The following is a 13,596-nucleotide window of genomic DNA, read 5'->3' on the forward strand; positions in this document are numbered from 1 at the left end:
CTGCGGTATCGCCTTGACACCTTCTGCGCGCGCTGCACCAGGCCCGGGCCGCCCGTTTCCGTTGCGGAACTGGCTACTGTCGCTCACGGCCCGAACGAGCGAAGATGGCCTTGCGCTCAAGGCTCACCCTGGTTTCAGGCACTCGACGTCGACGTCCCGCTGACGTCGCTTCCGTCGCTCGGTGGGCAAGCGAAGGGACTACGCAGTTGAAGGCGGACCCCGAACTCGAATACCGGATCGTCCCGATTACTCAGGTCGCCTCACACCCGGCCCATCCGCGCACCAACCCGGGCGACATAGACGAGCTGACGCCTTCGATCGAGGCCCTGGGCGTCCTGATCGCTCCCGTCGTCATCCCGGCAGAGCCGGTGGTGGCGCTCTGGCCCGATCACGCGGGCGCGCTGGCCGGAAAGGACTGGGTGCTCCTCTCGGGACACCGGCGCATGGCCGCCCTCACCCAGGCCGCGAACGACGACGGCGACACCACGGTTGCCGTAACGGTCCGCCGCGACGGTCTGGCGTACGACCCGGCCGCCCAGCTGACGTTCATGCGGACCGATAACGTCGCCCGGGCCCCGCTGACTCCGATGGACGAGGCCCGATCCTTCCAGCAGGCCCTGAAGACAGGCCTGTCGCAGCGCCAGATCGCTCGCCAGAGTGGGTGCAGCCAGCCGCACGTCTCCCGGCGCCTGGCCCTGATGAAGCTGCCTGCCGAGCTCCAGTCCCGTATCGACTCCGGAGAACTGGCAATCCAGGATGGACTTCGGCTGGTCGAACTCGCCGGGCACGAAGCGATGCTCGGCGTCTGGCGTCTCCTTGTCGACGCCGGACCTGACCGTTGGATCACCACCATCGACCGCGCAGTCGACGAGTACACCGCCCGCCATGCCTACAAGACCCTGCGGGCAGCTTCTATCGCCCGGGCAGCAGACACCGGAACCGAACTCATCGATCCGACCGAAGTCTTCGGACCCGACGCTCCCAGACATCGCCTCGACAGCTCCGTCGACATCGAGGCCGCGCGAAGCGGGGGCGTGCTGGTCGCCGCCGTAAACGGCGACGGCGAGCTCGAGTACTACACCGCAGCCGCGCGCTCGCAAACCAGTCCCGCGCCTCAGAGCCGACAGGCCCCAGCTGGCACTCCGCCCCGACTGATTGTCACGCGTGCCCGCGAACAGGCCGCGATCATCATGGCATCCGCCGCGCCGCGGCTCGATGAGGCCGCCGCCGACATCGTCGATGCGTACGTCGACAGCGCCGACGCCGAGTCGCGGCACCTGGCCCGCCGCTGGCTGCTCGCCCTCCAAATCGGACCTGCCGCGGATCTCCCCGCGCAACCCTGGTGGCAGCAGGTCCGCGGTGGCCGGTGGGCGCTCAGAGTCCACGCCGCCCATGCCCTCGCGCTCGCCCGCAGCGAGCTCGCCGTGAGGGCTCACGGAGCTTGGAACGACGACGATCGATCCTGGCTGCGTCGCTTGATCGACCAGGCCGGATATGTCCCCACCGCATGGGAGCGTGACCGTCTTCGCGATTTGACCGACCGGCCCCCGGCAGCTCGCCGATGAGGGCGCGCCGGGCGGCATCGGCCGCTGAGGGTCTTCTACTTGCGGTTCAGAGCGCGCCGGCGCGCGCGGCTGACACGCGCGGCTTGATCGAGCCGATCGGCCGGCAGGTCCAGCACGAGGGCCAACCTCTCGCGAGAGTGAGGACCGGGAGTGCGCTCGTCGCGTTCCCAGCGGGAGACCTGGGTCCGATCGACGCTGTCCAGGCCCACCATGACCAGCCGAAGGGCCAGGTTGTCCTGACTCCATCCACGTCGCCGACGGGCACTGCGGATCAGCATGCCGATCCCATCTGGAGCGGGGTGTTCATGGTCTTGGTACATGCCGTAGCCCTTACAGGACGGGGGGAGCGCTCCCATAGCTGCAGAAGTATCGTGTTCAGAGCCGACCAAGGGGGCGAAGCCTTGCGTGTGGTGGCCGGGCCGGGCGGTCCTGGGTGTGGTTGCGAGCGCGGTCCTGTGGTGAGATCGCGACCACCCTATGGTCGTTCGACGGGCGCAAGAACTCAAAGGAGCTCGCTCCCCCAGTTTTCCGTCAGGAGAAACTGCCGCTGATCATGATTTGTGATTGATCGAGACGCTGTGGTGGAGCATCATTCGGCGGCTACGCCGCCTTGGCCAGGTTCTGTCGCGGGATATGCAGTGCCGATGGCCATCGCGGCACGTTGGTCCCGTCAGGGGACGCGAAACGTCACCGTTCGCACCGGGTTGTCGAACTCCGTGGTGCGCAGCGACACCTGCACCTCCCAGTCGCCCCCGGTCGGCAGCACGACGTCGCCGGCGTAGACGCCCGGACCGAGCGAGCTGACCTCCACCGCTCCGAGGTCTACGTCGTCGGTCGTCAGGCTGAGCTGCGGGGCCTCGTAGCCCTCTGCGGGCTCCCCGGCGTCGTCGGTCATCGTGATGGTGAGGGTGGACGGCCCGACGTCCAGCGGATCCAGGGTGATCTGCGCCGAGATGTCGTCCAGCTGCACCGACTCCTCGATGCCCTCCCCCGACCCTTCGACGGAGGTGGCGGCCGCCTCGGTCTCGGGGCTCTTGTCCACCAGGAAACCGGTGATGAACAGGACCACGACCAGCACGCCCGCCTCCGCGAGCGCCGTGCGGACCAGCATCTTGGTCGGGGACCCGTGGCCGCGGCGCCGGGGAGCGTTACGGAGGCGCGGCGTCAGAGAGAACCGGTTCCACGCGGCGAGGCCGGTCGCGACCAGCGCGGCGAGGACCTTGACGAGGAGGAGGCTGCCGTAGCCGGAGTCGAGGAGCGCACCCCAGCTCCCGGCGACCCGCCAGGCCAGGAATGACCCAGCGATCACCAGCACCGCCAGCAGGCCGGCAGCCCAGGTCGAGAAGCGGCCGAGCACGACGGCGCCGGAGTCGCCGCGTGCGAGGTCCCCGAGCACGAGGGCGATCGCCACCAGGCCGCCGAGCCACACGGTTCCCGCGGCCAGGTGCAGCACGTCCACGCCGACCACGAGCGCCTCGGGCGTCGCGGCCCTCGTGTGGCCGGTGAAGGTCGGCGCGACGACCGCCAGGACGCAGCCGACCAGCACCACGGCGGCTCTCGTCCGATCGGGGGCCGCCGCCGCCGGGAGTGAGGCTACGGCCAGCGCGAGCCCCACGACCACGGCAGCAGGGACGACGTACTCGGCCGGCGCCAGGGACGACCAGGTCGAGCTCTCGGTGATCGCCGAGGCCGGCAGGCCGAGCTGGTAGAGCGCGACCAGCGGCACGGCCAGCCACCAGCCGAGTGCGGCGACGCCGGCCGCCCCGCGAGCGACCGGACGGAGCCGGGCGCGTGCGCGGTCGGCGACGCGATCCCGCGGAAGGAACAGGACCGAGAAGGCCGTCACTCCGGCAGCCAGGAGAAGGCCCACGTAGCCCACCCCGCGGACCAGGCCGAGCAGGAGAGGCGCGTCGGTGCCTGCGTCCGCGCTGGTCGTCGGTACGTCCACCACGTCGCTGGGCGCGCCGACGGCGAAGCTCAGCGAGCCGCCGATCGGGTGCCCGTCCTCCGACACGAGTCGCCACACGACCACGATCGTGCCGTCCGGGACCTCCTCGTCGAGGTCGACGAGGAGCTGCGACTCGCGCACCGAGGCCGAGGAGGCCACCTCCGTCCCGGTCGCGTCGAACACCTTGATGCCCGCCGGGACGCCGATCACGGACTCGTTGAAGGTGAACGTGACTCTCTCGGGGGCAGCGCCGAGCACCGCACCTTCTGCCGGGTCGGTGCTGACGAGGGTCGCGTGGGCCGCGGCGCTGCCCGCCGGGCCGAGGAGGAGCACGCAGACGACGGCGAACAGGAGCAACCAGCTGCCGGTGCGCTTCCCCGCGCTCCGGCGCGTCACTGGCGTCGGCGGCGCCGCAGCAGGACCGCCCCGCCCGTCAGCACGCCTGCGACCAGGGCGCCGGCCGCACCGTAGGTGATCAGGGGGTCTCGCTCCTCTGGGCCGGCGGCCGCGCTCTCGGCACCGACCGCCGCGCTCGCCGCCTCGGGGTCGCCCGAGGTGTCACCGGAGGTCACGACGATGACCGGCGCCGGCCTGTCGAGGGCTTCGTCGCTCTCCTCGTGCTCGGCCACCTCGGTCCAGGCCGCCTCTCCCTCTTCGCACTGCTGGACGACCGGGAAGACGAGCGTCGCGCCGACGTCGTCGGGCAGACGCACGGAGAACTCGACCTCGGCGTGCTCCCCGTCCGGGAGCGGTTGGTCGGTCGTCCAGGTCAGGCCGTCCGCGGCCTGGTCGACCGCCCAGCGGTCCGTGCCGGAGGCGGTCACGTCGGCGGCATCCTCGGGCATCCGGATGGAGATCGCGGTCGTTGCCGATCCGACGCACCCGTGGGGGATCTCGACCCGGAGGACGGCCGTTGCGCCCGCCGCTGTGGTGGACGGCGTGATGGTCACGTGGGCCGCCGCCGTCATCGCCCCGAGGGCCACGAGGCCGGCTGCCGCGAACCCGGACAGGGTCACGCGGCGGACGATGGTCGTGCGATTCATGATGGCTCCCCGCCTTTGGAGATGGCCAGCACACCAAATCAGCATGCCGAACCGCTGTCAAGAGTGTGAACTGCGAGGCCCGAAACCATGGACGTTGTCGCCCGGCCCGCGTACGGTGGTTCACGTCAATGAATCGAGGTCGCACCCGTGAACCAGAGTGGGTTGCGGAGCGGCCGCCTCCGGAGGAGAGACATGCCCAACATCACCGTCGAGCTGCTGCGCGGCCGCACCGTCGAGCAGCGTCGCGACTTCGCCAAGGCCGTAGCCGACAGCGCCGTCGAGATCCTGGGCGCCCGACGCCAGGACGTCCGCATGGTCTTCAGCGAGATCACCCCCGACATCGTCGCCAACGGCGGCGTGCTCGCCAGCGAGGACGAGAGCCGCGCCGGCGTGGTCGCGGCACTGGCCGACGACTGAACCGCAGGCTCAGGAATCAGAAAGTAGAGCCCGAGCAGGTCACCGACACACGGCGTGGGCCCGGAGGATCCGTCTCCGGGCCCACGCCGTTTTCCTATCGCACTCTGATCGTCACCCTGGTCTCCGCCGCGAGGGCAAGGTCGCTGCCGAGGTAGGACACCGTCAGCGTCAGGTCACCGTTCTTGGGCCTGGGCACCTCGAAGCGGGCTCGACCGTTCTCGATGGTCCGGAGGAGCGTCTGACCACCCTGGATCGCGACCCGCACCTGCCCGGTCACCGGGACCTCGTTCGCCGCGATGAGCGACACGTCGATGACGGCCCGGTTTCCCGAGGCCTTCTTCGCCGAGATCTCCATGGTGGGCACCACCTTCTCCACCACGACCCGGACCCTCGACGACGACGCCCGGTGATCGGCGTCGCCCCCGTAGCGCAGGGTGAGGTCGTAGACCCCCGGCCGGAGCGAGGTAGCCGGCAGGACGAGGGTTCCTCGCCCGTCCGCGATCGTGGCCGTCGCGAGGGTGGTGTCACCGTCGCGCAGCTCGACCGCACCCGTGGCCGTGTCCGGCGAGACCGCCACCGAGACCGTGCCCGCCGTGCCGTAGGTGATGGGCAGGGCCACCCCGGCTACCGCCGTCACCGCCGGCGACTTCACCGTGATGGTCACCGTGGCCGGCGCGGAGAGGTCCTCGCCGTCGTCGGCCTTGTAGGTGAAGACATCCTTGCCGGAGAACCCGTCGTCGGACGTGTAGGTGAAGGAACCGTCCGCCTCCAGCGTGACCCGTCCGTTGGCCGGCTGGGTCACCGCGGTCGCGGTCAGGACGTTGCCGTCGGCGTCGGTGTCGTTGGCCAGCACACCCGGCGCCGGGAGGGTCAGCGGCTGACCGCCCACGGCCGAGTAGGCGTCGTTGCCCGCCACCGGAGCCGTGTTGACGGGCGGCTGCTCGCCCTCCTCCACCGTGATGGTCACCGTCGTCGCCGCGGACGTCGCCGCGCCGTCGGAGGCCTTGTAGGTGAACGTGTCCGTCCCGAAGTACCCGCTGTCGGGCGTGTACGTGAAGGACCCGTCCGCCTGCAGGACGACGTCGCCGTGCGCCGGCTGGGTGAGCCCGGTCGCGGTCAGGTCGTCGCCGTCGATGTCGGTGTCGTTCGCCAGGAGCCCCGGCGCCGCCACCTCCAGCGGCTCGTCCTCGACGGTGCCGTAGGCGTCGGCGGCACCCACCGGGGTCGTGTTCGACGCCGTCCCGGCGTGGAGGTCGCCCACCTGCTCGGCGGTCAGCTCGTAACCGAACATCCGGAAGTCGTCGACCAGGCCGTCCCAGCGGCCGTCGGGCCAGCTCGTGCCGCCGATGAGGTTGGTCGTCGTCTGGCCGCCCACCCCGACGTCACCGATGGTGACGGTGAAGTCGTTGCGCGTGGCCTGGAGCTCGCCGTCGAAGTAGATCTTCCCGACCGAGCCGCTCTGGGTGAACACCACGTGCGTCCACTCGTTGAGCGGCAGGTCGTTGCCCTGGCCCAGCACCAGACGCTCCTGGGCGCTGCCCGGGGTGCCCGGCGCCTTGAACGTCGCCGCGAAGCCGGTGGCCCCGCTGGTCTGGGTGTTGGACTGGAGCAGGAAGAACGTGTCGGTGCTGCTGCCGATCTGCAGCAGCGGCACCCACGTGGGCAGGGCGTCGGGGCGAGCCCAGATCGAGACGCTGAACTCGTCCTCCATCCCGGCCTCGATGTTGTCCGGCAGCTCGACCTGGTTGCCCGTGCCCGACGCACCGCCCGGCAGGTTGAGCGCCCCGCCGAACCTTCCGGCACCGGACCAGCCTGTCGACCCGGTGAGCGTCGCCGCCCCGACCGAGCTGTCCAGGCCGGTGTTGGCCGCCGTCGAGCCCTGACCCTCGTCGAAGGTGTAGTGGATCGGAGTGCCCTCGCCAGGCGGCGGCCGCTCGACCGTGTGCTCCACGGTCTGCGCGGAGTCGCGCCACCCGTCGTCGGCGAGGAAGCGGATCTGCACCTCGTGGTCACCCGGCGAGAGCGCCACGTCCGTGAACCGCACCGCGCCGGCCGCGACGTCGACCTGCCCGCCCACGCGGGACCCGTCGACCCACAGCTCGGCGGCGCCCGTGGGGGCCCCGCCGCTCTCGGCCGCGATCGCGCCCGAGACGGTGACCGGCTCGCCGAACGGCGACGGGGAGCCCGGCTCGACCGTGACCGTGGTGGTCGTGGCGAGCGCGCTGCCGTCGGCGTACAGGGCCGCGACGTCGGCACCGGTCAGCGTCGAGGTGTAGACGCGGACGTCGTCCATGAGGCCGTCGTAGGCCGGGTCCGGGTAGCCGTTGCGGCCCAGCCAGTTGTTGGCCGTCGGCCCGACGTCGGTCATGTCGATCGTCAGGTCGTCGCGGGACGCGATCGGTTCGCCGTTGAGGTAGAGCGTGCCGGTCGCACCCTGCCGGGTGAACGCGACGTGGTTCCACTCGTTCGCCACGACGTCCCGGGTCGGTGTGGCGTAGACCCGTTCCTGCAGCGCGGCGCCCTTGGCCTTGAACGTCGCCGCGAGCCCGGTGGCACCGGCGGCGTTGGTCTGCATCTGGATCTGGAAGAAGCTGCCCGCTCCCTCCAGCCCGTCCCCGATGTGGAACAGGCCGATCCAGTCCGCCTTGGTGTCGGGCCGTACCCAGAACGAGGTGGTGAAGCTCTCCTCGCCCTGGAGCAGGTTGTCGGGCAGGTCCACCGCGTTGGCGTTGGTCCCGCCGGTGAGGTCGAGCGCGCCGCCGAACACGCCGTTCTCGCTCCAACCGGTCGCACCCGTGAGCGTGGCAGCACCCACGGAACCGTCCGTGCCGGTGCTGGCGGCCCTGGTGCCGGAGCCCTCCTCGAAGGCGTAGTGGACCGGGACGTCGGAGGCACCTGCGTCGGAGCCCACGATCACCAGGTCGTCGATCATGACGCCCGCGCCGGAGTCACCGGCGGTGATGGTCAGGTCCTGCGACCGTGCCCCGGCGACGAAGGTTCCGACGTACTTGCCGAACGCGCTCTGCGACGAAAGGTTCGCCCCCGCCGACAGCGTGGTCGAGAGGTCACCGACCGAGAGGTCGGCGGTGCCGGGTGCCGTGCCGGCGGACCGGCTGTCGCGGGCGTAGCGCAGCGAGACCCGGTACTCGCGGCCCGGGTCGAGACCCTTGACCGTGCGGGTCAGGCTGCCCTCGCTGCCCACGGCGAGGTGGTAGCCCGTGGCGCCGAGGCCGCCCTGGCTGGACGCCGCAGCACGGACCAGCTGGACCTCGCTGTCGACCTCCCAGGGGGACATGCGGCCGTTGCCCGGCGCGACGTCCACGACGGCCGGCGGGTTGGCGGAACGCCACTCCGCGGGCAGGCGCGGGTACTCGAGCTGGTCGACCAGGTGTGGCGCCGGGGCGTCCATCTCGACCTCGGGGTCGATCTGGAAGATGTCGGCCACCGACGGCGTGCCGTCCTCGTCGAAGACGAAGAGCATGTACGCACCGGGCGGGGCGTACGTGCCGTCCACCGGGCTCTCGACGGTGAGGGTGCCACCGTCCTGGGCGAACGCCAGGTCCTGGAAGTTCTGGTCGTTGTTGAACCCGTGCGTCACCGAGCCGTTGCGGACCAGGGTGACCCGGGAGACGTCGACGTCGGCCTGCACGTCGAACGTGCCGTCGTAGCCGACCTTCTCCGGCACGCCCGTGACCTCCGGACGCACCGCCGGCTCGTCGCCGTCGAAGAGGTACGACGGGGAGTAGAACTCGACGTCCGTGTAGTTGCGCGGGCCCGGCGTACCGCCGCCGCCCACCATCAGGCGGCCGTCGGGCAGGAGCAGCGCGGTCGAGTGGTACAGACGGGCGTGCTCGTAGGGCACGTCCACCGTGGTCCACTCGCCGGTGTCGGGGTCCCAGATCTCGGCGCTGGTGACGTAGCCACCGTTGCCGTTGTTGTCGCGCGAGCCGCCGGTGACGATCACGTCGCCGTCGGGCAGCACCGTGGACGTGGCCCAGTGCCGGGCGTACTGCATCGGCTCGGTCGCCTCGACCACGGGCGCGTCGGTGCCGCCGGTGATGTCGACGGTGAAGCCGGCGCGGGCGCCGTCCGGACCGCCGCCATTGGCCCACCAGCCGCCGCCGACCTGCAGGATCTTGCCGGGGCGGTACATCGTCGCGGTGGACGTGGCACCGACCGGGTTGCCGAGCCCGCCCTGGTTCGCGACGTCCGCAGGCAGCGTGCCCCGAAGCGTCACCTCACCGTCGCCCGTGGGGTCGAGCTCGTACATCTGGGTGCCGGTGATGTTGAAGACGTTGCCGTTGCCCGGTGCGACGAACGCGCGCGGGTACCACCAGCGGTTTTCGTCCGGCCCGTTGCCGTTGCCGCCGTCGCCGTACGCCGCCGCGCTCGTGGCGCCCTCCAGGAGCTTCCAGGAGCTGCCCTCGTCCGGCGTGTAGATCTCCGGCGTCAGCACGCCGGGACCACCCGGGCCGCCCTTGAGGCTGCCGCCCTGCACGACGACGGAGCCGTCCGGCAGGGTGGTGCCCGTGGGGTACCAGCGCGGGAAGTTCATCGGCGCCTCGGTGCGCAGGCCCTGGTTCGTCGTGTAGCTGGTGACGCCGAGCGACGCGTCGTTGGGCGCGTTGCCGCCCAGGCCGTCGTCACCGCCGACCGTCATGGTGGCCCGCCGGTGCGGCATCTGCACCTGCATCGAGCAGAACAGGTCGGTGTACGTCGAGTTCGAGACGACGTTGTCGTTCACGTTGGCGGTCGTGCGCTCCTCGTCCGGGTCCCAGACATCGATCTCCATCTGGCCGCCCTGCGTGACGCACGAGTTGCCGCCGAAGTCGTAGGGCGTGTTGTCGGTGCAGCCCGACGAGACGCTGCCGAACGACTGGACCTTGCCGTCGGACGTCAGCGCCGCGTTGATCGGCACCAGCGGCCAGGGCGTGACGCCGCTCCAGGCGCCCTGCTCGGCCTTGTTCGGCGCCGAGCAGTCGGCCGGGAGCAGGCCCGCGGTGTAGGCCAGGCCGTTCTTGATCTGCGTGCGGATCGGGGCCTCGGCGTACGCCGTGCCCTCGTGCCCCATCCCCGAGTACCACGACCGGCCGGAGTCGATCTCCTGGCACCACGTGATCGGGTGGTTCGTGCCGTTGTTGCCCCCGCCGTAGGACGACTCGTCGGCGTTGAGCAGCGTGCGCACATTGGGCGCCGGGTTGACCAGCCAGTCGTACCACTCGTCGCTGCGGGTGAACTCGGCCGGCAGCCCCTGGGTCAGCGGGTGCGAGGTGTCCTTGACCACCACGCGGCCCGGGCGCACGGCCGGGTTCTCCGGGTGGCCCTCGGACGCCGCGCCCACGAGCCGGGCGTAGAACGGGTTCACGTCGTGCTCGCTCTGGCCGACCGACCAGCCCGCGTAGTGCAGGCCCAGGTAGCCGCCGCCACCGCGGATGTAGGCCTCCAGCGCGGCGCGCTGGTCCACGTTGAACAGCACGCCACCGGTCTGGGCGAACGCGATCGTGTCCTTGGTCGCGAGGTTCGCCGTGGTGAAGGCGGCGGGGTCGTCGGTCTCCTGGATCTCGACCGGCTGGCCGTACTCGACGCCCAGGTCCGCGACCAGGTCACGGATGGCCTGGCGGGCCTGGACGTGCGAGGCGTGGAAGTTGGACTTGTAGAACAGCAGCACGCGCAGCACGCCGTCGTCGACGGACCCCGGCGCGGCCTGCGCCGGGGCCGCTGCTGCGGGGGCGGCCTGGGCGACGCCGCCCAGGAAGGGCACGACCGCCAGCGAGGCGGCGAGCACGGCCGCCAGGCGTGCCCGGCGGGAGCGACGCGCGTGGTGGCGCCGGTCAGGTCTGCGTAACAGGTTCATCGTTGATCCCTTTTCGCACGGTTCTCATGGACATGAAGGCAGCCCGGACGGCCGATCCCCCGCCCCGGGGTCGGCCGCCCAGACCTGTCGCTGGGTGTTGCTGTGTTCCTGTGTGGTTCCTGCTGGTTGTCGGGTGGGTGGGGTTCGGTCCTCGTGGGACGTTCCCGGTGGTGCTGCTCGGTCCGCGCGGCGTCAGCGCCCGCGGCGCGGGCTCACCGGAGCTCGGCGATGACCGTCTTGAGCTCCGTGTAGTCGTCCAGCCCGAACGAGCCCAGCTCGCGACCCCAGCCGGACTGCTTGAAGCCGCCCCGCGGGAGGGTGACGTCGTCCGCGTGCCAGGTGTTGAGCCAGACCGTGCCGGCCCGGAGCTTGCTGCCGACCCGGTGGGCCGTGCTCAGGTCGCGCGACCACACGCCCGCGGCCAGGCCGTAGACCGTGTTGTTGGCCGCCGCGACCACCTCGTCCTCGCTGTCGAACGGGATGGCGGTGATGACGGGCCCGAAGATCTCGTCGGTCTGGACCGCCATCTGCTCGGTGACGTCGGTGATGAGGGTCGGGGAGAAGAAGTAGCCGCGGTCGGCGGCCGGGCCGGCGCTGCCCGCGGCGATCGTGGCGCCGTCGGCGACCGCACCCCGCACGTAGCCCATGACCTTCTCGTGCTGCTCCTGCGAGACCAGCGGCCCCATCGTGGTCGCCGGGTCGAAGGCGTCGCCGACCCGGATGGCCCTGGCCGCCGCGGCGACACCCTCGATCACCTGGTCGAACACCTCGCGCTGCACGTAGAGGCGCGAGCCGTTGACGCAGCACTGGCCCTCGTTGAAGTAGCCCGCCAGGGCGGCACCGGCGATCGCGGCGTCGAGGTCGGCATCGGCGAAGATGATGTTGGGCGCCTTGCCGCCCAGCTCCAGCGACACCTTCTTGAGGTTCTTCGAGGCGCCCGCGGCGATCTTCTTGCCCACCTCGGTGCTGCCGGTGAAGGCGACCTTGTCGACGCCGGCGTGGTCCACCAGGGCGGCGCCCGCGTCCCCGAACCCGGGCAGGACGTTGACGACACCGGCCGGGACGCCGGCCTCCAGCAGCAGCTCGCCGAGCCGGAGCGCGGTCAGCGGGGTCTGCTCGGCCGGCTTGAGCACCACGGTGTTGCCCGCCGTGATGGACGGGATGATCTTGAAGGCGGCCATCGTGAGCGGGAAGTTCCAGGGCACGATGCCGGCGACGACGCCGATGGCCTCACGCCGGGTGTAGGCGTGGAAGTCCCGGCCGGGCACCGACATGGGGATCGTCGTGCCCTCCAGCTTGGTGGCCCAGCCGGCGAAGTAGCGGAACAGCTCGGCGGCCACGCCGACGTCGCCCCGGGCGGACGCGAGGCTCTTTCCGTTGTCGAGCGACTCCAGCTGGGCGAACTCCTCGGTGCGCTCGTCGATCATGTCGCCGATGCGCCACAACAGGTGCGAGCGGTCGCGCGGGGTCATCTTCGACCACGGTGAGCCCGACTCGAACGCGTTGCGGGCGGCGGTGACCGCCCGGTCGGCGTCGACCGCGGACGCCTGGGCCACCTGGACCAGGACCTCCTCGGTCGCCGGATTCACCGTCGCGAAGGTCTTGCCGTCCTTGGAGTCCACCCACTCACCGTCGATCAGCAGCTGCTTGGGCGAGGACAGGAACGAGGAGACGGCGGGCAGGAGAAGGGAGTTCTCGGACATGGGGAGCCTTCCGGGGTGTCGGGGTTCTCAGGAGTGGTTCGGGGCGAGGTGGGCCGCGGCTACTTGATGATCAGCACCTTCGACCGGTCGAGGGTGAGCGCGACGGCGGCGACGATGATCGCGCCGTAGAGGATCTGCTCGTACGCCGACGGCACGCCGACGATCGGCAGCCCCACGCGCAGCAGGGTCACCACGAGCGCCCCCGCGAGGCTGCGCCACAGCGAGCCGTGGCCGCCGGTGATGGCGGTGCCGCCCACCACGATGGCAGCCACCGCGGGCAGCAGCAGGTTGTCGGCCATGGTCGGGCTGCCGCTGAAGTTGCGGGAGACCAGCATGACGGCGGCCAGGCCCGCGCAGGCGCCGGAAACGGTGAACGCGGCGACCTTGACCAGGTCGACCGGGGCGCCGCCCAGGCGGGCCGCCGACTCGGAGTAGCCGGTGGCGCGGATCCAGGCGTCGAGCGGGGTGAACCGGAGCACCAGGGAGACCGCCACCACGACGAGCAGCGCGACGAAGAAGGACATCGGCACAACGCCGGCCACGTAGAGCGTGAGCCAGTGGGTGGCGTCCCGGTCGACCACCCGGATCGGCCCGGCGTCGGAGATCACCAGGGCGATCGCGGTGAAGATGCTCATGCCGCCGAGCGTGACGATGAACGACGGGATGCGCAGCAGCACGTGGGCGACGCCCTGAAGCGCGCCGATCGCGCCGGTGGCCGCGATGATCGCCAGGGTGGTGAGCCCGCCGAGGTCGGGCAGCCACAGCGCGAAGAACACCGTCGCCAGGGAGCACAGCGCGGCGATCGACAGGTCGATGCCGCCGCACAGGACCACCAGGGTGGCGCCGGCAGCGAGCACGACGAGCGGCGCCGACGTGCGGACCGCCGCCGTGAGGCTGCTGGCGGTCAGGAAGCTCGGGTCGGCGATGGTGAGCGCCGCCAGCAGCACGACGAGCGCGATGACCGGCATGAACGACGTGAGCCGCTGGGCCGTGGTCGGCCGGCCCTTGACGGCGGGCTCGGAGGCAGGCCCGGGGGCCGGCTGGGTGAGGACGGGCGTGGACATGC

Annotated in this window: 8 protein-coding genes; 2 read left to right on the plus strand and 6 right to left on the minus strand. The window is 71.2% G+C overall.

Annotation, left to right across the window (positions count from 1 at the left end; all coding sequences use genetic code 11):
• Positions 1 to 206 precede the first annotated feature (206 nt).
• A complete protein-coding gene (locus tag C8K30_RS24725; protein WP_158281120.1) occupies positions 207 to 1,565 on the plus strand; it encodes a ParB N-terminal domain-containing protein in 1,359 nt (452 codons plus the stop codon).
• 35 nt (positions 1,566 to 1,600) lie between these two features.
• On the opposite strand, the gene C8K30_RS31850 is transcribed toward C8K30_RS24725, so the two are convergent.
• The 3 genes from C8K30_RS31850 to C8K30_RS24740 all read right to left on the minus strand — a co-directional run bounded on the left by C8K30_RS31850 (position 1,601) and on the right by C8K30_RS24740 (position 4,556).
• Entirely contained in the window at positions 1,601 to 1,921 is a 321-nt protein-coding gene (locus tag C8K30_RS31850; protein ID WP_369941129.1) for a helix-turn-helix domain-containing protein, read from the minus strand.
• A 314-nt stretch (positions 1,922 to 2,235) separates the two neighbouring features.
• The gene (locus C8K30_RS24735; RefSeq protein ID WP_108495566.1) at positions 2,236 to 3,909 is read right to left on the minus strand and encodes a copper resistance protein CopC; all 1,674 of its coding nucleotides are present in this window, start codon (positions 3,907 to 3,909) and stop codon (positions 2,236 to 2,238) included.
• Positions 3,906 to 4,556, minus strand: coding sequence for a YcnI family protein (locus tag C8K30_RS24740; RefSeq protein ID WP_158281121.1), 651 nt, complete (start codon positions 4,554 to 4,556; stop codon positions 3,906 to 3,908). Before C8K30_RS24740 ends, C8K30_RS24735 begins: the two co-directional genes overlap by 4 nt.
• A 192-nt stretch (positions 4,557 to 4,748) precedes the next feature.
• On the opposite strand from C8K30_RS24740, the gene C8K30_RS24745 reads away from it, so the two are divergent.
• Complete coding sequence (locus tag C8K30_RS24745; protein WP_108495568.1) at positions 4,749 to 4,973, plus strand: tautomerase family protein; 225 nt, start codon at positions 4,749 to 4,751, stop codon at positions 4,971 to 4,973.
• Between the two features lie 94 nt (positions 4,974 to 5,067).
• On the opposite strand, the gene C8K30_RS24750 is transcribed toward C8K30_RS24745, so the two are convergent.
• The 3 genes from C8K30_RS24750 to C8K30_RS24760 all read right to left on the minus strand — a co-directional run bounded on the left by C8K30_RS24750 (position 5,068) and on the right by C8K30_RS24760 (position 13,594).
• Entirely contained in the window at positions 5,068 to 10,827 is a 5,760-nt protein-coding gene (locus C8K30_RS24750) for a LamG-like jellyroll fold domain-containing protein (protein WP_233257425.1), read from the minus strand.
• A 212-nt stretch (positions 10,828 to 11,039) separates the two neighbouring features.
• On the minus strand, positions 11,040 to 12,530 hold the full coding sequence (locus C8K30_RS24755) for an aldehyde dehydrogenase family protein (RefSeq protein ID WP_108495570.1): 1,491 nt from the start codon (positions 12,528 to 12,530) through the stop codon (positions 11,040 to 11,042).
• Between the two features lie 59 nt (positions 12,531 to 12,589).
• The gene (locus tag C8K30_RS24760; protein ID WP_108495571.1) at positions 12,590 to 13,594 is read right to left on the minus strand and encodes an ABC transporter permease; all 1,005 of its coding nucleotides are present in this window, start codon (positions 13,592 to 13,594) and stop codon (positions 12,590 to 12,592) included.
• Between the last annotated feature and the right edge of the window lie 2 nt (positions 13,595 to 13,596).

It is taken from the genome of Promicromonospora sp. AC04 (genome assembly GCF_003058225.1).
In the GTDB taxonomy this organism is placed as follows: Bacteria; Actinomycetota; Actinomycetes; order Actinomycetales; family Cellulomonadaceae; genus Promicromonospora.